18 protein-coding genes and 2 pseudogenes are annotated in these 22673 nt (G+C 67.6%); 5 read left to right on the forward strand and 15 right to left on the reverse strand.

Features of this window, described 5'->3' with window-relative positions:
* The first annotated feature begins 233 nt into the window (after positions 1-233).
* Positions 234-725, forward strand: a complete 492-nt coding sequence (locus tag ON30_RS24115; protein WP_040710416.1) for a SixA phosphatase family protein — start codon at positions 234-236, stop codon at positions 723-725.
* 13 nt (positions 726-738) lie between these two features.
* On the opposite strand, the gene ON30_RS24120 is transcribed toward ON30_RS24115, so the two are convergent.
* On the reverse strand, positions 739-942 hold the full coding sequence (locus tag ON30_RS24120) for a hypothetical protein (RefSeq protein ID WP_040710418.1): 204 nt from the start codon (positions 940-942) through the stop codon (positions 739-741).
* A gap of 67 nt (positions 943-1009) precedes the next feature.
* Here ON30_RS24120 and ON30_RS24125 point away from each other — a divergent pair, with 67 nt between their 5' ends.
* The 4 genes and pseudogenes from ON30_RS24125 to ON30_RS24135 all read left to right on the forward strand — a co-directional run bounded on the left by ON30_RS24125 (position 1010) and on the right by ON30_RS24135 (position 3189).
* Entirely contained in the window at positions 1010-1378 is a 369-nt protein-coding gene (locus ON30_RS24125; RefSeq protein WP_040710421.1) for a VOC family protein, read from the forward strand.
* A 45-nt stretch (positions 1379-1423) separates the two neighbouring features.
* Positions 1424-1882 (forward strand): annotated as a pseudogene (locus ON30_RS41975) (carboxymuconolactone decarboxylase family protein); the annotation flags it as partial.
* Positions 1883-1948: 66 nt separating this feature from the next.
* Complete coding sequence (locus ON30_RS41980; RefSeq protein WP_305082451.1) at positions 1949-2203, forward strand: GNAT family N-acetyltransferase; 255 nt, start codon at positions 1949-1951, stop codon at positions 2201-2203.
* On the forward strand, positions 2200-3189 hold the full coding sequence (locus ON30_RS24135; RefSeq protein WP_040710425.1) for a pirin family protein: 990 nt from the start codon (positions 2200-2202) through the stop codon (positions 3187-3189). The genes ON30_RS41980 and ON30_RS24135 overlap by 4 nt, the downstream gene beginning before the upstream one ends.
* Before the next feature lies 1 nt (position 3190).
* Here the strand turns inward: ON30_RS24135 and ON30_RS41255 are convergent.
* From ON30_RS41255 to ON30_RS24200, 14 genes and pseudogenes are all read right to left on the reverse strand, one after another.
* Positions 3191-3283, reverse strand: a pseudogene (locus ON30_RS41255) (SRPBCC family protein); the annotation flags it as partial.
* A 38-nt stretch (positions 3284-3321) separates the two neighbouring features.
* A complete protein-coding gene (locus tag ON30_RS24140) occupies positions 3322-3792 on the reverse strand; it encodes a PaaI family thioesterase (RefSeq protein WP_040710427.1) in 471 nt (156 codons plus the stop codon).
* Positions 3793-3981: 189 nt separating this feature from the next.
* Positions 3982-7935 (reverse strand): DNA-directed RNA polymerase subunit beta', encoded by a 3954-nt coding sequence (locus tag ON30_RS24145; RefSeq protein ID WP_040710428.1) that lies wholly within the window; start codon positions 7933-7935, stop codon positions 3982-3984.
* 133 nt (positions 7936-8068) lie between these two features.
* Positions 8069-11575, reverse strand: a complete 3507-nt coding sequence (gene rpoB / locus ON30_RS24150; RefSeq protein WP_040710431.1) for a DNA-directed RNA polymerase subunit beta — start codon at positions 11573-11575, stop codon at positions 8069-8071.
* 570 nt (positions 11576-12145) lie between these two features.
* Positions 12146-12844: a hypothetical protein gene (locus ON30_RS24155; protein WP_040710432.1), complete on the reverse strand. Its 699-nt coding sequence runs from the start codon at positions 12842-12844 to the stop codon at positions 12146-12148.
* A gap of 11 nt (positions 12845-12855) precedes the next feature.
* Positions 12856-13689 (reverse strand): hypothetical protein, encoded by an 834-nt coding sequence (locus ON30_RS40415; protein WP_174387556.1) that lies wholly within the window; start codon positions 13687-13689, stop codon positions 12856-12858.
* 29 nt (positions 13690-13718) lie between these two features.
* A complete protein-coding gene (locus ON30_RS24165) occupies positions 13719-14960 on the reverse strand; it encodes an MCE family protein (protein ID WP_040710434.1) in 1242 nt (413 codons plus the stop codon).
* Positions 14957-16198 carry an MCE family protein gene (locus tag ON30_RS24170; RefSeq protein ID WP_051029919.1) on the reverse strand — a complete coding sequence of 414 codons (1242 nt, stop codon included), beginning with the start codon at positions 16196-16198 and terminating at the stop codon, positions 14957-14959. Before ON30_RS24170 ends, ON30_RS24165 begins: the two co-directional genes overlap by 4 nt.
* Positions 16195-17445 (reverse strand): MCE family protein, encoded by a 1251-nt coding sequence (locus ON30_RS24175; protein ID WP_040710436.1) that lies wholly within the window; start codon positions 17443-17445, stop codon positions 16195-16197. The genes ON30_RS24170 and ON30_RS24175 overlap by 4 nt, the downstream gene beginning before the upstream one ends.
* A 1-nt stretch (position 17446) precedes the next feature.
* On the reverse strand, positions 17447-18457 hold the full coding sequence (locus ON30_RS24180; protein ID WP_083911633.1) for an MCE family protein: 1011 nt from the start codon (positions 18455-18457) through the stop codon (positions 17447-17449).
* Positions 18457-19521, reverse strand: a complete 1065-nt coding sequence (locus ON30_RS24185) for an MCE family protein (RefSeq protein WP_040710448.1) — start codon at positions 19519-19521, stop codon at positions 18457-18459. Before ON30_RS24185 ends, ON30_RS24180 begins: the two co-directional genes overlap by 1 nt.
* Positions 19522-19529: 8 nt before the next feature.
* Entirely contained in the window at positions 19530-20879 is a 1350-nt protein-coding gene (locus ON30_RS24190) for an MCE family protein (protein WP_040710438.1), read from the reverse strand.
* The gene (locus ON30_RS24195) at positions 20876-21742 is read right to left on the reverse strand and encodes an MlaE family ABC transporter permease (RefSeq protein ID WP_051029920.1); all 867 of its coding nucleotides are present in this window, start codon (positions 21740-21742) and stop codon (positions 20876-20878) included. Before ON30_RS24195 ends, ON30_RS24190 begins: the two co-directional genes overlap by 4 nt.
* The gene (locus tag ON30_RS24200) at positions 21742-22524 is read right to left on the reverse strand and encodes an MlaE family ABC transporter permease (RefSeq protein WP_439928887.1); all 783 of its coding nucleotides are present in this window, start codon (positions 22522-22524) and stop codon (positions 21742-21744) included. Before ON30_RS24200 ends, ON30_RS24195 begins: the two co-directional genes overlap by 1 nt.
* Positions 22525-22673 lie beyond the last annotated feature (149 nt).

Consider the following 22673-nt stretch of genomic DNA (forward strand, 5'->3'; position numbering starts at 1 on the left):
TTACGTAGGCCATGTTCTACAGATCCTCGGAAAGGTGCGTGGGCTAGGGCCACCGGGGTTGTGGTGGACAGCGGCACCACGGTAGCGGCGTAGGCGGGATGTGATGCCGCTTTCAGTGTGCCTCGAGAGTGACGCACACCTCTCATCGGTCCGGCACGAGGCGGGTTCACGAGCCCGCGGACACGCGCGGCCCCCGGCGCGACGACGGCGTGGACACGGCCTAACGTGGTCCCATGGTGCGGACTCTGATCCTCATGCGGCACGGCAAGTCCGGGTATCCGGACGGCGTCGGCGATCACGAGCGACCGCTGGCGCCGCGCGGCGAGCGGGAGGCGGGGCTGGCGGGCGCCTGGCTGCGCGCCACCCAACCGCCGATCGACGCGGTGCGCTGCTCCACCGCCACCCGCACGCGCGAAACCCTCGCCGCCACCGGGATCACCGCGCCCGTGGTCTACGAACGCGGCATCTACGAGGCGTCGCCGCGCTCGCTGATCGAGCTGATCCACCTCGGCGACGAGCACGTCTCGACCCTGCTGGTCATCGGGCACGCGCCCGGAATGCCGTGGACCGCCTGGGAACTGGCGGCCAACCGCGACTCCGAGCAGGCCGTCGAACTCAGCCGGAAGTTCCCCACCTCGGCGCTCGCCGTCCTGGAGTTCGACCGGCCGTGGGACCAGATCGAACCGGGCACGGGGGAACTGGTGTGCTTCCACATCCCGCGCTGACCCACCGCGCGCGTCACTTGGTGAGTTTGCCCCCGACCACGGCGATGACGCCGAGGATCACCAGCGCGACGAACGCCGCGAATCCGCCGAAGAGCCACCACACGACCACCAACCCGCCCACCACGGGCGCGAGGGCGATCGCCGTGATCACCGGGCTTTCCCTGACCGTCGCGAGGGCCGATCGGGCCCGGACGCGGTCGATGTCCTTACCTGCCATGACACCAGGGTAGGCGCGAATCGGCGGTTGAAACGGAATTGTCGGTGCCCGGTGCCATGCTGTGCCGATGGACTGGAAAATCGAGCTCGTCGCCATCCCGGTCACCGATGTGGATCGGGCCAAGGAGTTCTACACGCGGATCGGTTTCCACGCCGATCACGACCACAGCCCCAGCGAGGACATCCGGTTCGTGCAGCTCACCCCGCCCGGGTCGGGGTGCTCGATCTGCATCGGCCGCGGCATCACCGAGGCGGCTCCCGGCAGCGTCGAGGGGATGCAGGTCGTGGTGGCCAGCGCCGAGCAGGCGTACAAGGATCTGGTCGCCGCGGGTGTCGAGGCCACCCCGGTCCAGGACATGGGCTGGGGCCTGTTCACCTTCTTCAGCGATCCCGACGGCAACAAGTGGGCGGTCCAGCAACTGCCGAACTACAACTGAGCCGAGACCGGCCGGTCGGTGCGGAGTCCGGCTAGCATCGCCGGAGTGGAGCGAGATCGGGTCCGAATCGACAAGCAGACGCCCAAAGCGCAGAAGGCACTGATCGCCGTCGCGGTGGAGGTGCGGGCGGCAGGGGCCGCGGCCGGGTTGACGCGCCGCACGATCGAATTGATCAACGTGCGGGTCTCCCAGATCAGCGGGTGCGCCTTCTGCCTGGACACCCACCACCGCGCGGCGCTGGAAGCCGGGGTCACCGAACGCGAACTCGCCGTGCTGCCCGCGTGGCGGCGCACCGAACTGTTCGATGATCTCGACCGCGCCGCCCTGGCGTTGGCCGAGGTCACCACCACGCTCCCGGACGAGGCCGAGTTGGAGCGGGAATACGCCTTCGCCCGGGCGCGGTTGTCCGATGACCAGCTGTCGGCGGTGGTCTGGGTGGCCACCACCATCGGCGCGTTCAATCGAGTATCGATCATGAGCAGGCACCCGGTGCGGGCTCAGGAAAAGGACACAACCGTGAGCGAATCCGAGAACAAGGTCGTGAACAACGGCGAGGCGAGCCGCTACGAGGTGTTCCACGAGGGCAAGCTCGCCGGCTTCGCCGAATACGCCGAGCACGACGACGTCACCGACTTCACGCACACCGAGATCGATGACGCCTTCGCGGGCAAGGGATTGGGCAAGGTCCTGGCCGCGGGCGCCCTGGACGACGTCGTCGCGCGCGGGCGGGTCATCGAGGCGCACTGCCCGTTCATCCGCGCCTACCTGGAGAAGAACCCCGGCTACGACGCCCACGTGCTCGGCAAGGGCGTCCAGCGGCCGTGAGCGATCTGGAGGCGCGGCCCGACGAAGCGGTGTGCGAACCCACGCCGGGCCCGGGTCCGGTGGTGGAGCTGTATCCGGCGCGCGAGGTGCCGCTGGGCGGTGTGCGCGGCGTGTACGTGGAACGGGTCCTGCCGCAACGGGATCTGCCCACCGTGGGCGCGTGGTGCTTCCTGGACCATTTCGGGTCGCCCACCGTCACCAGGACGGACGCGCCGCCGGATATCGACCCCCACCCGCACATCGGCTTGCAGACCGTCACGTGGCCCTTCGTCGGACGAATCCGGCACCGCGACACCGTCGGCTCCGACGTGGAGATCCACCCGGGTCAACTGAATCTGATGACTTCCGGCCGCGGCGTCGCGCATTCGGAGTACTACCCGAAGGACGCCCCCGCCGCGCACGGCCTGCAACTGTGGATCGCGCTGCCCGGCCCCGACATCGGGATCGACGCGCATTTCGAGCAGCACCGCGATCTGCCGGTGTTCACCGCGCCCGGCCTGCGCGCCACGGTGCTGATCGGCACGCTGGCCGGCCACACCTCCCCCGCGAAGACATACACGCCTTTGGTGGGCGGCGATATCGCGCTGGATGCCGGGGCCGCGGCGACACTGCCGCTGGACCCGACTTTCGAGCACGCCCTGCTGGTCATCGAGGGCGAACTCACGGTCGCCGGCACCGCGCTGGAACCCGGCCCGCTGCTGTACGTGGGCAGCGGGCGCGAGGAGTTGCGGATCGAATCCGCCGCGGGCGCGCACTTCGTCCTGATCGGCGGCGAGCCCTTCGGCGAAGAACTGGTGATGTGGTGGAACTTCGTCGGCCGCAGCCACGAGGAGATCGTCGCCGCCCGCGCGGCGTGGGAAGCCCACGACACCAGCCGATTCGCCGACATCCCGGGACACACCCCCGACCAACGCATCCCGGCTCCCCCGCTACCCGGACTCCACCTGAAACCGCGCCGCCGCCGAGTGGGCACGGCGCGGACCTGACTCAGGCGGCGAGCAGAGCCGCCAATGCCCGATAACTGGCGTTGAGGCCCTGTTCCATACCGGACCGCAACATACCGTCGCGCTCCTCCGGCGTGCGGCATGACTGTCGCGAATGTCTTTCGAGGTGACGGACTATTTGCGGCGGGGGCGAATCACGGCGGTGAAGGCCGCTTCGGCGACGAGGTTGTCGTCGCCGTCGACGATGCGGACCGGCACCTCGAGTTCGACATCGGTCCGGGCGGCGATATCGGCGCGCATCCGCTCCAGAACCTCGTCGGAGAACTCGCCGGTCGCCCGGTACGGTCCGGCCTTTCCGGCGGCGCGGGCACGGTAGGCGATGCGGCCGTCCCGCGCGACGACGAAACTCTCCCCCATCAGGTCGCCGATACCCGAGACCGCCGCGCCCATCGCCGCGGTCTCGGCGAGTCCGAACAGGACCGCGGCGTGCAGGTCGCCGTTGTGGTTGAGATGTTCCGGCTTCGGGTCCAAGGCGACGACGTTGCGTCCGGCGGCGAAGTCGACGCCGGTGATCCCCGCGTATCGGATGAACCCCAGCTTCTGGAATCCGGCCATCACCAGTTCGCCCATCGCGGCAACGTCCACGACATCTCCTCGTCCGAAAGGCTTCGGGCCGAGAACTGCGACCCGAAGTGAAACTTGTTCTAGTTTCATACCCCGGACCGCACCACCCTGTCCACGTTCACGGCCGTGGAGACGCCCACCCCACACCCCGGAAAACACGTCGGCCCCCGCTCCGGAGAGCGGGGGCCGACGATCAGGCGAACCCGATGACTAGCGGTAGTCGCTGAAACCGTAGTCGTCCAGCGGGACCGCGGCACCGGTCGTGGCGCCGAAGCTGTCCGGGCTGTAGTAGGTGTCGTCGTAGGACGGCACCGCGTACGCCGCGGCACGGGCTTCCTCGGTCGGCTGAACCTGAATGTTGCGGTACCGGTTGATGCCGGTACCCGCCGGGATCAGCTTGCCGATGATCACGTTCTCCTTCAGGCCGATGAGCTTGTCGGAGCGGCAGTTGATCGCCGCGTCCGTCAGAACCCTGGTCGTCTCCTGGAAGGAGGCCGCCGACAGCCACGAATCGGTGGCCAGCGACGCCTTGGTGATACCCATCAGCACCGGACGGCCGGAGGCGGGCTCGCCGCCCTCGGCGACCACCCGGCGGTTGGCGGCCTCGAACTCGGCACGCTCGGTGAGCGAACCGGGCAGGAACTCCGTCGCGCCGGAATCGATGATCGTCACCCGGCGCAGCATCTGGCGGACGATGACCTCGATGTGCTTGTCGTGGATCGACACACCCTGCGAGCGGTAGACCTCCTGGACCTCGTGGACCAGGTGGACCTGCACCTGACGGGGACCCATCACGCGCAGCACCTCGTGCGGATCAGCGGCGCCCTCGAGCAACTGCTGACCCACCTCGACGTGGTCGCCGTCCGAGAGCAGACGCTCGGTGCCGTCGTCGTGCTTGAACACACGCAGACGCTGACGCTTCGAGAGCTTGTCGTAGACGACTTCCTCGCCACCGTCATCCGGGATGATGGTGATCTTGTAGAAGCGGTCGTCGTCCTCGAGCCGCACCCGGCCGGAGACCTCCGCGATGGGGGCCTTGCCCTTGGGGACACGCGCCTCGAACAGCTCCTGCACACGCGGCAGACCGCCGGTGATGTCGTCACCCGCGACACCACCCTGGTGGAAGGTACGCATGGTCAGCTGGGTACCGGGCTCACCGATGGACTGCGCGGCGACGATGCCGACGGCCTCGCCGATGTCGACCAGCTTGCCGGTCGCCATCGACCGGCCGTAGCAGGTCGCGCAGACGCCGGTGCCGGTGGTGCAGGTCAGCACGGAGCGGACCTTCACCTCGGTGATCCCCGCCTCGAGCAGCGCTTCCAGGGCCGGATCGCCGAGGTCGGCGCCCTTGCCCACGACGACGTTGCCGTCGGCGTCCAACGCGTCGGACGCCAGCGTCCGGGCGTAGGTGGAGGTCTCCACGTGCGCGTCGCGGATGATCGAGCCGTCGAGCTGCTTCTCCGCGATCGGGACGACGATGCCGCGCTCGGTGCCGCAGTCGTGCTCGCGCACGATGACATCCTGCGAGACGTCGACCAGACGACGGGTCAGGTAGCCCGAGTCCGCGGTACGCAGCGCGGTGTCGGCCAGACCCTTGCGCGCGCCGTGGGTGTTGATGAAGTACTCCAGAACCGTCAGGCCCTCACGGAAGGAGGACTTGATCGGCCGCGGGATGAACTCACCCTTCGGGTTCGTCACCAGGCCCTTCATACCGGCGAGGGTACGGGTCTGGGTGAAGTTGCCCGTGGCGCCCGAGTCGACGATCGTGATGATCGGGTTGTCGGCCGGGTAGTGCGCGCGCAGCGCCCTACCGACCTCCTCGGTCGCCTCCTGCCAGATCTTGACCAGGGCGTTGTTGCGCTCCTGGTGATCGAGCGCACCGCGCTGGTACTTCTTCTCGATCTGATCCGACTGCGCCTCGTAGCGCTCCATGATCTCGGTCTTCTCCGGCGGAACGAGCACGTCCGACATCGAGACCGTGACACCGGACCGGGTGGCCCAGTAGAAGCCTGCGTCCTTGAGCTTGTCGACGGTCTGCGCCACCACGATCATCGGGTAGCGCTCGGCGAGATCGTTGATGATCGTCGCCTGCCGCTTCTTCGGCATCTGCTCGTTGATGAACGCGTAGTCCGCGGGCAGCAACTCGTTGAACAGCACCCGGCCCAGCGTGGTCTTGGTCGTCCACGCGTCGCCGCGGTTCCAGCCCTCGGGGAACTGCTCGGCCTCGACGTCCTTGGGCGGACGCTGGTCGGTCAAGCGCACCTTGATCAGCGAACGCACGGTCAGCTCACCGCGGTCCACCGCCATCTGCGCCTCGGCGGGCGAGGAGTACACGCCCTGCTCCGCCGCGTCGGTGACCGCTTCCCGGTATTCGCCCTTCGCGCCCTCGACCAGGCGGGTCAGGTAGAACAGGCCGGTGACCATGTCCAGACGCGGCATGGCCAGCGGGCGACCCGAGGCGGGCGAGAGGATGTTGTTCGAGGACAGCATCAGGATGCGGGCCTCGGCCTGCGCCTCCGCCGACAGCGGCAGGTGCACCGCCATCTGGTCACCGTCGAAGTCGGCGTTGAACGCCTCACACACCAGCGGGTGCAGCTGGATGGCCTTGCCTTCGACCAACTGCGGCTCGAAGGCCTGGATACCCAGGCGGTGCAGGGTGGGCGCGCGGTTGAGCAGCACCGGGTGTTCGGCGATGACCTCTTCGAGGACGTCCCACACCTGGGGCCGCTGCCGCTCGACCATCCGCTTGGCGGACTTGATGTTCTGCGCGTGGTTCAGGTCGACCAGGCGCTTCATCACGAACGGCTTGAACAGCTCGAGCGCCATCAGCTTCGGCAGACCGCACTGGTGCAGCTTGAGCTGCGGACCGACCACGATGACCGAACGGCCCGAGTAGTCGACGCGCTTGCCGAGCAGGTTCTGACGGAACCGGCCCTGCTTGCCCTTGAGCAGATCGCTCAGCGACTTCAGCGGGCGGTTGCCCGGTCCGGTGACCGGACGGCCGCGGCGGCCGTTGTCGAACAGCGCGTCCACCGACTCCTGCAACATCCGCTTCTCGTTGTTGACGATGATCTCGGGCGCGCCGAGATCGATCAGTCGCTTGAGGCGGTTGTTGCGGTTGATCACGCGGCGGTACAGATCGTTCAGGTCGGAGGTGGCGAAGCGGCCACCGTCGAGCTGGACCATCGGACGCAGCTCCGGCGGGATCACCGGAACGGCGTCGAGCACCATGCCCATCGGCGAGTTGCCGTTGGTCTGGAAGGCCGCGACGACCTTGAGCCGCTTGAGCGCGCGCAGCTTCTTCTGCCCCTTGCCGCTGCGGATGGTCTCGCGCAGGTTCTCGGCCTCGGCGGCGATGTCGAAGTTCTCCATGAGCTTCTGGATCGACTCCGCGCCCATCGCGCCGGTGAAGTACTCGCCGTAGCGATCGATCAGCTCGCGGTAGAGCACCTCGTCCACGATCAGCTGCTTGACGCTGAGCTTGGTGAAGGTGGTCCAGATCTCGTCGAGCCGGTCCAGCTCACGCTGGGCCCGGTCGCGCAGCTGACGCATCTCGCGCTCGCCGCCGTCCTTGACCTTGCGGCGCACATCGGACTTCGCGCCCTCGGCCTCGAGTTCGGCCAGATCGGCTTCCAGCTTCTGGGCACGGGCCTCGAGGTCGGCGTCGCGCTGGTCGGCGACCGACTTCTTCTCGACCTCCATCTCGGCCTCGAGGGTCGAGAGTTCGTTGTGCCGCAGTTCGTCGTTCACGCCGACGATGACGTACGCGGCGAAGTAGATGATCTTCTCGAGATCCTTCGGCGCGAGGTCGAGCAGGTAGCCCAGGCGCGAAGGCACGCCCTTGAAGTACCAGATGTGGGTGACGGGCGCGGCCAGCTCGATATGGCCCATCCGCTCACGACGCACCTTGGCGCGGGTCACCTCGACGCCGCAGCGCTCGCAGATGATGCCCTTGAAGCGCACGCGCTTGTACTTGCCGCAGTAGCACTCCCAGTCCCGGGTGGGACCGAAGATCTTCTCGCAGAACAAGCCGTCCTTCTCCGGCTTGAGCGTGCGGTAGTTGATGGTCTCCGGCTTCTTCACCTCACCGTAGGACCACTGGCGGATGTCGTCGGCGGTGGCCAGGCCGATCCGGAGTTCATCGAAGAAGTTGACGTCTAGCACGTAACTTCCTTTCCCCTGTGCGGGTCGAATTCGAGCAAAAGTTCACTAGTGGCGTCCGGCGGGCATTCGCCCCCCGGACACGTGCGGAGCGCGGGGACCGGATGCCGTGAACCACGGCATCCGGTCTTGCCGCCTAGTTCGCCAGATCGTCGACGGTGGCCGCTTCGTTCCTCGACAGGTTGATGCCCAGGTTGGCCGCCGCGCGCTCCAGATCCTCGTCGTCTCCGTCGCGCATCTCGATCGCCGCGCCGTCCGAGGACAGCACCTCCACGTTGAGGCACAGCGACTGGAGCTCTTTCAACAACACCTTGAACGACTCCGGAATGCCCGGTTCCGGAATGTTCTCGCCCTTGACGATCGCCTCGTAGACCTTGACGCGCCCGACGACGTCGTCGGACTTGATGGTCAGCAGCTCCTGGAGCGTGTAGGCGGCGCCGTAGGCCTGCATGGCCCAGCACTCCATCTCGCCGAAGCGCTGACCACCGAACTGCGCCTTACCGCCGAGCGGCTGCTGGGTGATCATCGAGTACGGACCGGTCGAACGCGCGTGGATCTTGTCGTCGACCAGGTGGTGCAGCTTGAGGATGTACATGTAGCCGACCGCGACCGGGTACGGGAACGGCTCACCGGAACGACCGTCGAACAGCGTGGCCTTGCCGTCGTCGTCGACCATGCGCTCACCGTCGCGGTTGGGCAGGGTCGAGGCGAGCAGACCGGTCAGCTCCTCCTCGCGCGCGCCGTCGAACACCGGCGTGGCGATATTGGAGTCGGCGGGCGCGCCCAACATCTCCTCCGGCAGGGCCTGGGCCCAGTCGGGACGCGTGCCGTCACCGGCCACGTCCACGCGCCAGCCCGCCTTGCCGATCCAACCCAGGTGGGTCTCGAGGATCTGGCCGATGTTCATACGGCGGGGCACACCGTGGGTGTTGAGGATGATGTCGACGGGGGTGCCGTCGGGCAGGAACGGCATGTCCTCGGTGGGGAGGATCTTGCCGATGACGCCCTTGTTGCCGTGTCGACCGGCGAGCTTGTCGCCGTCCTGGATCTTGCGCTTCTGGGCCACGTAGACGCGGACCAGTTCGTTCACGCCGGGAGGCAGATCGTCGTCGTCCTCGCGGGAGAACACGCGGATGCCGATGACCTTGCCCGATTCGCCGTGGGGCACCTTCAGCGAGGTGTCGCGCACTTCGCGCGCCTTCTCGCCGAAGATGGCGCGCAGCAACCGCTCCTCCGGGGTGAGCTCGGTCTCGCCCTTCGGGGTGACCTTGCCGACCAGGATGTCGCCGTCGCGGACCTCCGCGCCGATGCGCACGATGCCGCGCTCGTCCAGATCGGCGAGCACCTCGTCGGAGACGTTCGGGATGTCCCGGGTGATCTCCTCGGCGCCGAGCTTGGTGTCCCGGGCGTCGATCTCGTGCTCCTCGATGTGGATCGAGGTGAGGACGTCCTCTTCCACGAGGCGCTGCGACAGGATGATCGCGTCCTCGTAGTTGTGGCCCTCCCACGGCATGATCGCGACGAGCAGGTTCTTGCCCAGCGCCATCTCGCCGTTCTCGGTGCAGGGACCGTCGGCCAGGACCTGACCGGTCTCGACCCGCTGACCCTCGTCCACGATCGGACGCTGGTTGGAGCAGGTGCCCTGGTTGGAGCGGTTGAACTTGCGCATCCGGTAGCTCTTGCGCGAGCCGTCGTCGGCCATGACCGTGACGTAGTCGGCCGAGACCTCCTCGACCACGCCCGCCTTCTCGTTCACCACGACATCGCCCGCGTCGACCGCGGCGCGCAGTTCCATGCCGGTGCCCACGATCGGGGCCTCGGAACGGATCAGCGGAACCGCCTGACGCTGCATGTTCGCGCCCATGAGGGCACGGTTGGCGTCGTCGTGCTCGAGGAACGGGATCATCGCGGTCGCGACCGAGACCATCTGACGCGGCGAGACGTCCATGTAGTCGACCTCGGAGGCCGCGACGAGTTCGTTCTCCTCGTTGCCGCGGCGGCACAGCACGCGGTCCTCGAGGAAACGGCCCTCGGCGTCGACCGGCGAGTTCGCCTGCGCGCGGACGTGCCTGTCCTCCTCGTCGGCGGTGAGATAGCGCACCTCGTCGGTGACGCGACCGTCGACGACCTTGCGGTACGGGGTCTCGATGAAGCCGAACGGGTTGACTCGCGCGTACACCGACAGCGATCCGATCAGGCCGATGTTCGGGCCTTCCGGGGTCTCGATCGGGCACATGCGGCCGTAGTGCGAGGGGTGGACGTCACGGACTTCCAGGCCGGCGCGCTCACGGGACAGACCGCCCGGGCCCAGCGCCGAGAGGCGACGCTTGTGGGTCAGACCCGAGAGCGGGTTGTTCTGGTCCATGAACTGCGACAGCTGGGAGGTTCCGAAGAACTCCTTGATCGCGGCGACGACCGGGCGGATGTTGATCAGGGTCTGCGGCGTGATCGCCTCGACGTCCTGGGTGGTCATCCGCTCGCGGACCACACGCTCCATGCGGGACAGGCCGACCCGGATCTGGTTCTGGATCAGCTCGCCGACGGTGCGCAGGCGACGGTTGCCGAAGTGGTCGATGTCGTCGACCTCGACGGGCACCTCTTCGCCGCCGGGGGCGGTCATGGTGCGGTCACCCGCGTGCAGACGCACCAGGTACTCGATGGTGGTGACGATGTCTTCCTTCGTCAGCACCGAGCCGATGACCTGCTCGCCGAGGTGGATGCCCAGCTTCTTGTTGATCTTGTAGCGACCGACGCGCGCCAGGTCGTAGCGCTTCTCCTTGAAGAACAGGTTCTCCAGCAGGGTCTGCGCGGATTCCTTGGTGGGCGGTTCGCCCGGGCGCAGCTTGCGGTAGATGTCCAACAGCGCCTCGTCCTGACCGGCGGTGTTGTCCTTCTCCAGGGTCGACATCATGATCTCGGAGAAGCCGAAGCGCTCGTGGATCTCCTCGGTGGTCCACCCCAGCGCCTTGAGCAGCACGGTGACCGGCTGCCGACGCTTGCGGTCGATGCGGACGCCGACGGTGTCGCGCTTGTCGACGTCGAATTCCAGCCACGCGCCGCGCGAGGGGATGACCCGCACGCTGTGCAGATCCTTCTCGGTGCCCTTGTCGACGCTGTGGTCGAAGTAGACACCGGGCGAACGCACCAACTGCGACACCACGACGCGCTCGGTGCCGTTGATGATGAACGTGCCCTTGTCGGTCATCATCGGGAAATCACCCATGAAGACCGTCTGGCTCTTGATCTCACCGGTGTTGTTGTTGATGAACTCGGCCGTCACGAACAGCGGGGCCGCGTAGGTCATGTCCTTGTCTTTGCACTCGTCGATGGAGGCCTTGACCTCCTCGAAACGAGGATCGGAGAACGACAGAGACATGGAGCCGGAGAAATCCTCGATGGGCGAGAGCTCCTCGAGCACCTCCTCGAGTCCCCCGACGAGCCCGACGTCGCCGCGCGCGGCGACTTTTTCACGCCAAGACGGCGAGCCGATCAACCATGCAAAAGAGTCCGTCTGTAGATCGAGAAGTCCGGGCACCTCCAAGGGTTCACGGATCTTCGCGAAAGACACCCGCAACGGGGCTCCGGGGATTCCGGCAACTGCCTTGGTCTGGGTGGAGACTGCCAAGATGCGTCCTTCCAGCACCTCACGCGCGTCGCGTGGTGGTCCGCGACCGTCGCTTGCCTGCTTCGTTCTTCTTGTTCTTCGCTGCGATTCTCGCCGGTCACGACCCGAACGAACCCGAACAGGCGACAACGAAAGCAACACCGGAAGGGTGGCACTTACGAGTGCGAATTGAGGTGTGGACAGGAGGCAGCCAGCGCAACGTCCAAAACTACACCTACATACACGGGGGTGTCAAAGTACCACCCGTGCCGACATCCACGTGGCCGGCGCGCCGGGCCTCGGGAGGCCGACGATCCGGCCCCGTACAGGGGGCTCGCGTCGCGCCCGGAACGCTGGCTGCGCTTGGGGCGACGGGAGCCGACGAGGCTCCGAGAACCGCGTGTGACAGCTGCCGCTTCTGTGAATAGCGTGACGTGTCCGAACAAACTCGTCAAGTGCCGGATCCGGCTCGGCGGCCACCGGCCGCCGCGGTCGCGGGACGGCGAGATACGCTGTCACGCTGCGCCTTAGCATGATCGGCGGCCGTTGGCGAGATCTCGGCGAGATCAGTCCGAGATCTCCGTGAGATTCTGTTCGCCGCCCGGATGCCTATTGGTCGACGATGTCACTCGCCAGCCAACGACCGTCCACTTTTTGCATACGCAGCACGACCGGTCCGGCCACGCTCTGCTGGGCGGTCCCGCCCTTGGTGGCGCTCACGACGAGGTTCACCAGCAACTCGGCGTGATCCTCGGTGAGCATTGTCACACCGATGGGGTCGGCCTTGGCGTCGGCGCTGGTCTGAGCCTGCTTGATGGCCTCGATCGTGGTGGCCGAGAACTTGTCCAGGTCGGCCAGCATGTCGCCGGTTACCACCGAGCGCACCGCGGCTTCGTACCGGTCGATGTCCTTGATGTCGTAGGCGTAGATGGTGCGCAGCGCGTTGTCGGCGGCCGCGCGGACCTCCTCGGTGGCGGCGCTGTCGACGATCGCGCGGTTCGAATTGTTCACCCCGGGACGGAACGCGGCGAGTACCGCGAGCCCCGCGGCGGCCACCGCGACGGCCAGACAGCCGCCGACGACCCGCCAGGACGCCCCTGTGCGCCGGGTGCGGGCCTTGCGCGGCGCGAGATCGGGCTTGCGAGATTCCTGCCGAGCGGTCCGATTCGACGCCTCCGGTGTGCGCGATGTCACGGCCGGACGCGGGGTCCGGGTGCCCGCGACGGCGCGGGTGGTGGGTCGCGCGCCGGGGCCGGTGGCCGGACGGCGCTTGGCGGTGACCCGATTGACCGGTTTACGAGTGTTCATCGGCGGGTCTCCTACGATCCGGGCCGCGGCGCGGGCGCGGTGTCGGCGGGGGGCTGGGCGGCCTCGGACGGCTGAGCGGCCGGCTGTCCGAGGCCGTTCGGTCCCGGCCCGGACAGCAGGACCGGTTGGGCGAGCGAGGCGACCTGTTCGGCCTTCCACACGCCGTCGACCTCGGCCATCTCCAGACTCCAGGTGTAGCGGTAGTCCGAGACCGACCGGTCGGCCCTGGATTCGCTGACCTGGAGCACCACCAGCGCGGTCGCGCGGTCGTTCTCGCTGTTCAACGTGGTCAGCGAGGCACCGAGCACCTTGGACTGCATCCCGACGCCCGCTTCGGTCGCCAACTGCTCGGACTTCTGCTGGTTCTGCTCGGCCGAGGTCAGGATCGCGCCCGTCATCGAGGACCGCGCCAGGGCCAGCGAACCGGGGACGTCGTCCAACTTCATCGAGGTCATGTTGATCGCGGCCTGCCGGGCGGCGTCCAGCGCGCTGTCCCGGGCGGCCGCGCGCGGTCCGTCGGTGAACAGCGCCGCGCGCGCCCAACCGACGCCGAAGAACCCGGCCGTGACCACCGCCACGATCAGCGCCACCGCGGCCACGGCGGTGACCGCGAGCGGCGCGCGTCGCGGCGACGGACTGTGCGCGGGATCACCCGGCGGTGCGGTGGGCTCGGCGGGGGCGGCGGACTCCGCGTCGGTCACGCCCGTGTCGGTCATGCTCGTGGCCTCCGCCGCGGGCTCGGAATCGCCCGCGGACCCGGCGTCGCCGGCGAGCGCCGTGGCATCGGATTCCTCGGCGTCCGGTCCTACGGCCCCCGGCTTCTCCTTGGAGATGTCGATGTTCACGACAGGCACCCTAACGTTGTCGGTCCTGGTCACCGCTTCGGCGTGACCCCCAGCAGGGTGGCCATCTGTACGGCGATCGGATTGAGATTCAGGCTCTCGGGATCGGTCTTGGGGACGTCGTCCCACGGTTGCGGAACAGCGGGATCGGCCGTGTCCGCGCGCGCCCCACCGCGCACCGCACTCGGATTACCCTGCGGCACGGTGCACTTGGCGTCCTTGTTGAAGGGGAATTCGTCCTTGGTGTCGTCGAAGTCCGGATTCTGCGCCTTCATCCGCGCGATGATGGCCTGCGTCCCCTCGTACCCGACGGTACAGGCGGGCGGATTGTTGGTCTCGAGCACCAGGCCGAAGTGCGTGGTCCCGTCACCGGGCGCGGTGGCCGAGGCGCCGACCGACAGGCCGGGCAGCATGATCAACAGCGGTTGCAGCGCGTAGAACTTCGGCGAGATGGCTTGGAACAGCGCGCGCAGGTTCGTCAGATCCTCGGTCAGCGCGCCGCCGCTCTCGTCGAGCAGCGCGCCCACCTGGACTCCGGCGTCGGTGCCGGTGCCGATCAGCCTGCGGATCGACGGGTCGCTGGTGCGCAACTGGTCGGTCAGCTGTTCGAGCCCGTCGCTGAACTCGCGGATCGCGTCCGACTGCTCCGCCTGGGTCCCCAGGGCCACCCGGCCGTCGCGGATCAACTGGACGGTCTGCGGCAGCGCCTCGCGGAAGGTCTCGGTGAACGAGTTCAGCGATTCCAGCAGCACCCGCAGGTCGTCGCCCTTGCCGTCGAAAGCGCGGCCGAGTTCGGTGACGGTGGTGTGCAGCGCCGCCAGATCCACCGAACTGGTGAAGTGGTCGACACTGGCGACCAGTCGCTCCACCGAGATCGGCGTCTTCGCGCCGTCGATGACCGACCCGTCGCTCAGATACGGACCGCTGTCGGAGTCGGGCTGCAGGTCGACGTACTGTTCGCCGATCGCGGACCGGTTGGCGACCACGGCCTTGGCCGAGGCCGGGACGCGCGGCGCGCCGGTCTCCATGTCCAGGGTCATGGTGACGCCGTCGGGTCGCAGCGACAGATCGCCGACCCGGCCGACCGGGACGCCGCGATAAGTGACCTCGGCCCCCTTGTAGAGGCCGCCGGTCTGCTCGGCGCGCACATCGACGTGGTAGAGCCCGAACCCGAACATCTCGTCGAGCCGGACGTAGCGCGCGCCGACATAGGTGACGCCCAGGACGGCGATCACCGCGAACGCGATCAACTGGTAGCGGACCAGGCGGGTCATCGCTGTCCTCCCTGGCCTTCGACGCCGAACTGTTCGAGCAGCGGCCCCAACGGATTCGGCAGCGCGGGCACTTCGATTCCGGGCACCGGCGCCATCGTCGGCGGCAGCGGGACCAGGGAGACCGTGGGCCAGCCCGGACGCGGTCCGTTGCCGTCGTAGTACGGGTTGCTCGGATTCACCGGGACCGGTCGACCCGGCGGCGGGATGTAGACCGGATCGCCCTTGCCCACACCGAGGTTGCTCAGCGCGACGCCGATCTCCGCGTCGACCGACAGGAAGGTGTTCACCGAGCCGCCGAAGGTGCTCTCCAGGGTGGCGTCCGGGAACGGGTAGGTCGGGATGAGCGGAAGCGCTGTCACCAGATCCGGTGCGGCGCGGCCGAGTTCCTGCAAAGTCGGGCGCAGCGAGACCAGCCCGGCGATCAGGTCCTCCTTGGAGGTGTTGAGCACGTCGAAGCCCGCCTCGCCGACCCGATCCAACTGGGTGAGCAGCGCGATGAGCTGCGGGCGCTGTTCCTCGAGAATCGCGATGCCCTTGGGCAATTCGTCGAGGATCTTCGCGATCTGACCGGTCTGGGTGCTGACCCGACTGCTCAACGTCGCCAGTCCGTCGATGGCCCTGGTGATGTCGTCGACCTGCTCCTCGAGACCGCCGATCAGGGTGTTGGTCTGTTCCAGCAGCGACCGCACGCGGTCCTCGCGGCCGCCGAGCGCCTTGTTCAGTTCGGTGATGATCGGCTGCAACTGGGCCACGCCGCCACCGTTGAGCAGCAGCGACAGCGCGCCGAGGACCTGTTCGATCTCGGTGGCGTGCCGCGTGTTCGAGACCGGGATGACCGCACCGTCGGCCAGGCGCGCCGGATCGGGATCGGCCACGGGCTTGGACAGTTCGATGAACTTCTCGCCCAGCAGATTCGACTGACGCACCTCGGCGCGGGCGTTGGCGGGCAGATCGACCGAGCCGTTGACCACGGTGCGCACGCTCGCGGTCCACTGGTCCTTGCCGACGCTGATCTTCTCCACGCGCCCCACCGGCACGCCCTCGACCTTCACCGCGGACTGCGGCACCAGGTCCAGGACGTCGTCGAACTGGATCTCGATGGTCATCGGGTGGTCGCCGATATCCGCGCCGCCGGGCAGCGGCACGCTGTAGATCCCGTCGGAGGAGCACGCGGTGGCGACCGTCGCCGACACGGCCAGCGTCATCGCGGACACCGCCGCGCGCCGGATGCGGCTCATCGCTCCCCCTCCTGGGACGGCGCGACCCGATCCGACGGGACGCCGGGCACGGTGCCGGGCACCGGATCACGCTGCTGGTTCTCGCCGCTGAGAATGCCGAACGGCAGCACCAGCGACGGCGTGCGGACACCGGCGGTGACCTGGTCGGTGATCTCCTTGCAGTGGTCAAGGACCGGGCGCATCTGCTTGCCAAGCGCCTCGAACTGCGGATCGCCCGGCATCAGCCGCGACACGTCGAGCAGCTTGCAGACCGTCCCGAACGGGTCCTGGAGTTCGGGGAAGTTGGCGCGCATGTCGAGGGTGCCCGCTTCGCCGTTGTGGATGTTGATCAAGTTGCTCAACGCGACCGGCAGCACCGGCAGCGCGGCGGCCAGATCGTCACGCTGGTCGGCCAGGGTCTTGGTGAGCGTGGTCAGCGCCGCGGCGTTCTCGGCCACCAGCGCCCGGTTGTCGTCGATGAAGCGGGCGACGTCGCCCAGGGCCACCGACAGCAGATCCAGCGCCTGGCCGAGATTCTGGCGTTCGCTCGCCAGGAACCCCGACAGGTCGGCCAACTGGGTGTTGAACTGGCGGACCTGCTGATCGTTGACCGCCAGCATGCTGACGAAACTCTGCAAGTTCTCGACCGTGTCGAAGATGTCGCCGCGCGAATCCGACAGCAGGCGCGCGGCCCGGCTCAACTGGGTGATGCTCTCGCCCAGCGCCTGTCCGTTGCCTTCCAGATTCGCCGCCGACGAGCGCACCAGATCGTTGACCGCGCCGTCGCGATTGGCCCCGTTGGGGCCGAGCGCCTCGGACAGGTCGGCGATGCTCTTGTACAGCTGGTCGACCTCGACCGGGGTGACGGTGCGTTCACGCGGAATCGTCGCGGTGCGTTCCATCTTCGGCCCTCCCCGATAGACCGGGGTGAGCTGGATGAAGCGGTCCGAGACCACCGAGGGGGTGACCTGGGCGGCGTTCGCCTCGGCCGGGATGTCGTAGTCGCGGTCCACGCTCATGACGATCTTGACCTGATCGCCCTGCGGTTCCACCGAACTCACCTTGCCGACCGGCACGCCGAGAATGCGCACCTCCGACCCCTCGTAGATGCCGACCGACCGATCGAAGTAGGCGGTGATCTTCGTGGTGCTCATCCGGTCGAACAGCCACCACAGGAAACCCGCGATCAGCAGGGCCACGACCAGGCCGAGCGCGATCGCGACGATCGCGCCGCGGCGCGAGGAGCGCGGTGCGGTCACGTTGGCCACCTCAGTTACCTCCCAGGGTGCGCACCGGCGGACGATCACCGGGGATCTCCGGCAGCGCGGGCGGGATCGCGTTGACGATCACCGCGTCAAACCATCTGCCGGTGCCGAGCACGTTGGCGTAGAGCCCGTAGAACGGGGCGGCGAGCTCCAGGATCTTGGAGACGCTCTGCTGGTTGTCGTTGAGCAGTTCGATGGAACCGAGCAGGTTGGTCAGCGCCGGGCCGATCTGGGCCTCGTTGTCGCGGACCAGCGCGCTCAGCTCGGCCGCGACCGTCTTGGCGCCCTCCAACAACTGGTGGATGGACTGTTGGCGAATGTTCAACTCCGCCAACAACTGTCCGCCCGAGGAGAGCAGCCGCTCGAATTCGGCGTTGCGGTCGGCCAGGATCTGGGTGGTGTCCTTGGTCGCGCGGAACAGCCTGCGCAATTCCTCGTCGCGTTTGGCCAGGGTCTCCGAGAGCCGCGCGATGCCGTCGATCGACCCGCGGATCTCCGGCGGCGTGGTCTCGAACGCCTCCGCGAGCACCTGCATCGACGTCGCCAACTGGCCGGTGTCGACCTGTTCGAGCGTGTCGGCCACATCGGTGAACGCGTCGATCACGTCGTAGGGCGCGACCGTGCGCGACAGCGGGATCGGCGTCCCCGGATCGGCGGGTTCGGTGCCGTGCGGGTCCAGCGCCAGATACTTCTGCCCCAGCACCGTCTTGATCTGGATCGAGGCGGTGGTCTGATCGCCGATCCAGGCGTCCTTGGTGCGGAACTCGACGAGCACCTTGTCACCGTCCAGCGTCACGTCGGCGACCGCGCCGACCTTCACGCCCGCGATCCTGACCTCGTTGCCCTTCTTCAGGCCCGCGGCCTCGCTGAACTCGGCGGTGTACTTGGTGCCCGCGCTGACGATCGGTAGTCGGTCCAGGAAGAACGCCGACACCGTCACCAACAGCACCAGGAACAGCCCCATCGCCCCGAGGAACTTCGGGCTGCGCTTGCCCAGCAGCATCCGGTCGTCCATCAGCGGGCCCTCCCCTCGCAGCGCGGCGCGGCGTTGGTGTACACCGGCTGGTTGATCGTCGGCATCCCCGCGGGCAGGTTGAGCTGCGGCGCGTCCACCGCGCCCGGCCCCACCACGATGTCGATGCCGCACAGGTAGAACTGGAACCAGGAGCCGTAACTGCCCACGCGGCCGAGCTTCTCCATCTTCACCGGCAGGGTCTGCACGGCCTCGTTCACCTCGTCGGAGCGGTCGTTGAGCGTTCCGGTCAGCTGGTTCAGACCGGCGATCGACCCTTGCAGGGTCGGGCGGACCGGCACCAGCAGGTCCGAGGTCGCCGAGGCCAGATTGCCCAGCGAGGTGATCGAACGGCCCACCACATCGCGTTCGGCGGCCAACCCGCTGACGAACTTCTCGGTGTTGACGATCAACGAGTCGAACTGGTCGTCGCGCTGATTGACCGTCTCCAGCACCGCGGTCAGGTTCTTCACCAGCTCACCGATGACGGCGTCCTTGTCGGCGATCTTGTTGGTCAGCGTGGCCGTGGAGGCCACCAGGTCGTGGATCGTGCCCTGTTCGCCCTGGAAGACCTGGATGATCTCGAAGGACAGCTTGTTGACGTCCTCGGCGGTCAAGGTGCGGAACAGCGGGCGGAACCCGTTGAACAGCGTGGTCAGATTCAGCGCGGGCCGGGTGTTCTGCAACCCGATGGTCGCGCCCGCGTTCAGCTTGCGGCCCTGCTCGCCCGCCCCCTGCTCCAGCGCGATGTAGCGCTGGCCGACCAGGTTGCGGTAGCGGATGGTCGCCGTGGTCGAGGCGGGCAGCCACTCGCGGTCCTGCACCTCGAAGGACACCTCCGCCTGGCGGCGGTCCACGATCTTCACCTCGGTGACCTTGCCGACACGCACACCCGCGATCCGCACCTCGTCGCCCTTGTTGAGCGAGGTGACGTCGGTGAAGCGGGCCTTGAACTTCGTACCGCCGCCGGTGTAGTTGGCGATCGACAGGCCCAGCACCGTGGTCGCGAACAGCGTCACCACCACGAAGACGATCAGTTTGGTCAGCGGACCGCCCAGACCGCGCATCTGCTCCTTCATCGCACACTCACCTCGCTGCCGCGGAACGCGGGCGCGCCGACCCTGGTCAGCCAACTCGGCACCGAATCCGGCGAGACGCCCTGCGCCGCGCCGTAGATCGCGCCCAGCGACTGCTGCTCGGACGGCGAACCGGCCAGCGTCGGCACCTGCTGCGCCGGATACACGCCCAACTGCGGCGGTTGCAGATACCCGGTGGTCTGATCACCGGGGTTGCGGCTGGGCACCGAGTAGGACCCGTCGTTGGGCGGGCCGCTGATGTACTGGCCCACGTCGACGCCGAGCGGATACTCGGGCACGCACCACGGCCCGCGGGTGTCGAACCACCGCGGTTCGTCCTGGTTGGGCAGGTAGCGGCCGCGCGGGTTGACCAGTTCGATCGTCACCCGCGAACCCGGGCGATCGGTGCCCTTGCCGAACAACTCGTCGATCCTCGGCTTCATCGTCGCGAAATTCTTCATCGTGCACGCGTAGGTCGGCGAGTACTCGGCCAGCAGTTCCAGCGCGGGCCGCGCGTCGGCCGCCACGTCGATGATGTTGTCGCGGTTGGCCACCAGGAAATCGGCGAGATTCGCCGAGGTCGGGGTCAACACCTCGTACAACGTGTCGATCGCCGTGCGGCGCTGCACGATCGTCGCGTTCGTGGTGCGCAGGTTGTCCAGCGCGTTCACCAACTGCGGCGCGGCGTCGGAATAGGTGGCGGCCACGGTGGCGAAACTGCGCAGATCCTCCTGCAGGTCCGGCAGCACGCCGTTGACCTCGCGGAAAGCTTCGTCCAAACGATCCACCGTCGTGCCCAGGGCCTCGCCCTGACCGGTCAGCGCCTGCGACAGCGCGCCGAGCGTGGACGCCAGATCCTGCGGCGGGATCGCCTGCAACAGCGGCAGCAGATCGTCGAGCAGCTTGCTGATCTCGATGGCGTTGCCGCTGCGGTCCTGATACAGCGTCGCGCCCTCGGTCAGCGCCTGCGGACTGGGGTCCGCCGGGATGACCAGATCCACGTAGCGCTCGCCGAACAGCGTCTTGGGCAGCAGTCGCGCGGTCGCGTTGACCGGGATCTGCCGCGCCTTGTCCGGATAGATCGCCAGATCCAGGGTGACCTTGCCGCCCTCGGACCGGCTCGACCGCACCTCGCCCACCGGCACGCCGCGGACCTTCACATCGGCGTTGCGCGTCAGCGCGTTGCCGACGCTGTCGGTCACCAGGTCGACGTCGACCGTACGGACGAACTGCTTGTCGTAGATCGCGATCGTGCCCCACACGAACACCGCGACCAGGACGAAGAAGGCGATACCCAATAGTCGGGTGCGGGTCTTCTCGGTCCTGCGCCAGGCCGCCGTCCCGCTCATCCCGCCACTCGCACGGTCGTGGTGGTGCCCCAGATCGCCAGGCTCAGGAAGAAGTCGAGCACGTTCACCAGCACGATCGCCGCGCGCACCGCCCGGCCGACCGCCACGCCGACACCGGCGGGACCGCCGGTGGCGTTGAAGCCGTAGTAGCAGTGCACCAGGATGATGACGAACGCGAAGACCAGCACTTTGAGGAACGAATAGAGCACATCCTCGGGTGGCAGGAACAAACTGAAATAGTGGTCGTAGGACCCGCTGGACTGCCCGTTGAAGTACACGCTGATCAACCGCGAGGCGATGAACGTGCCGAGCAGGCCGACCACGTAGAGCGGGATCACGGCCAGGAAGCCCGCGATGACCCTGGTGGTCACCAGGAACGGCACACCGGGCACCGCCATCACTTCGAGCGCGTCGATCTCCTCCGAGATCCGCATGGCCCCCAACTGCGCGGTGAAGCCGCAGCCCACCGTCGCCGAGAGGGCCAACGCCGCGACCAGCGGGGCGATCTCCCTGGTGTTGATGTAGGCGGTGAGGAAGCCGGTCAGCACCGAACTGCCCAGCGAGTCCAGCGCCTTGAAGCCCTGGAGGCCGACGACCACGCCGACCGAACCGGACATGAACACGATGACGCCGATGGTGCCGCCGATGACCGCGAGCGCGCCGCTGCCGAAGGTCACCTCGGCCAGCAGGCGCATGACCTCCTTGCGGTAGTGCACGGCGGTGCGCGGTATCCAGGCGATGGCGCGCGAGTAGAACGACATCTGGTCGCCCGCGCGGTCCACCATGTTCAGTGGCGCGCGTGCGATCTCGCCAACCCTGCGTGTCGTCTTCGCGATGACGGGGTTGCGGTAGGGAGTCGCCATCACTGCCCCTTGGCGGGGACGACCTGGAGATACACCAGCGTCAGGATCAGGTTCACGAAGAACAGCACCAAGAAGGTGATCACCACGGACTGGTTCACCGCGTCACCGACTCCTTTCGGGCCCCCGGTCGGATGCAGACCCTTGTAGGCGGCGATGACGCCGGCGATGAGGCCGAACACCAACGCCTTGATCTCACCGATCCACAGATCGGGAAGTTGCGCGAGCGCGGAGAAGGAGGCGAGATACGCACCGGGAGTGCCGCCTTGGAGCAGCACGTTGAAGAAATAGCCGCCCGCGATGCCGACGACCGAGACAAGGCCGTTGAGCAGCAACGCGACCAGCATCATGCCGAGCACCCGCGGTACCACGAGCCGCTGGACGGGGTCGACGCCGAGGACTTCCATGGCGTCGATCTCCTCGCGGATGGTGCGCGAGCCGAGATCGGCGGCTACCGCCGATCCGGCCGCGCCCGCGATGATCAACGCCGTCACCACCGGGGCGGCCTGCTGCACGGTGGCGAGCACGCTGGTGGCCCCGGTGAAGGATTCGGCGCCGAGCTGTTTGATCAGCGATCCGGTCTGCAACGCCACCACGGCGCCGAACGGGATGGCCACCAACGCACTGGGCAGGATCGAGACACTCGCGATGAACCACGACTGCTCGATGAACTCCCGCCACTGGAACGGTCTTCTGAAGGTCTTGCGGAGTACATCGATGAACAGCGCAAAGATGTTGCCCGCCTGCGCAAACGCCGACTCGAATGGAGTCCGCACACGCGCCAGGGTCCGATTCACGGACCGTATGTTACCCGTTAGTTGTGTTGTGGCGAACAGTAGAGTCGAACGCGCCGCCCTGGTATGCCCCGAGATTCCCGTTGTTGTAGGCCATGACCTGTGTGTCGTCGTTCTGGGCGAGGGAATCACGGATCGCC

The organism is Nocardia takedensis NBRC 100417, assembly GCF_000308695.1.
GTDB lineage: Bacteria > Actinomycetota > Actinomycetes > Mycobacteriales > Mycobacteriaceae > Nocardia > Nocardia takedensis.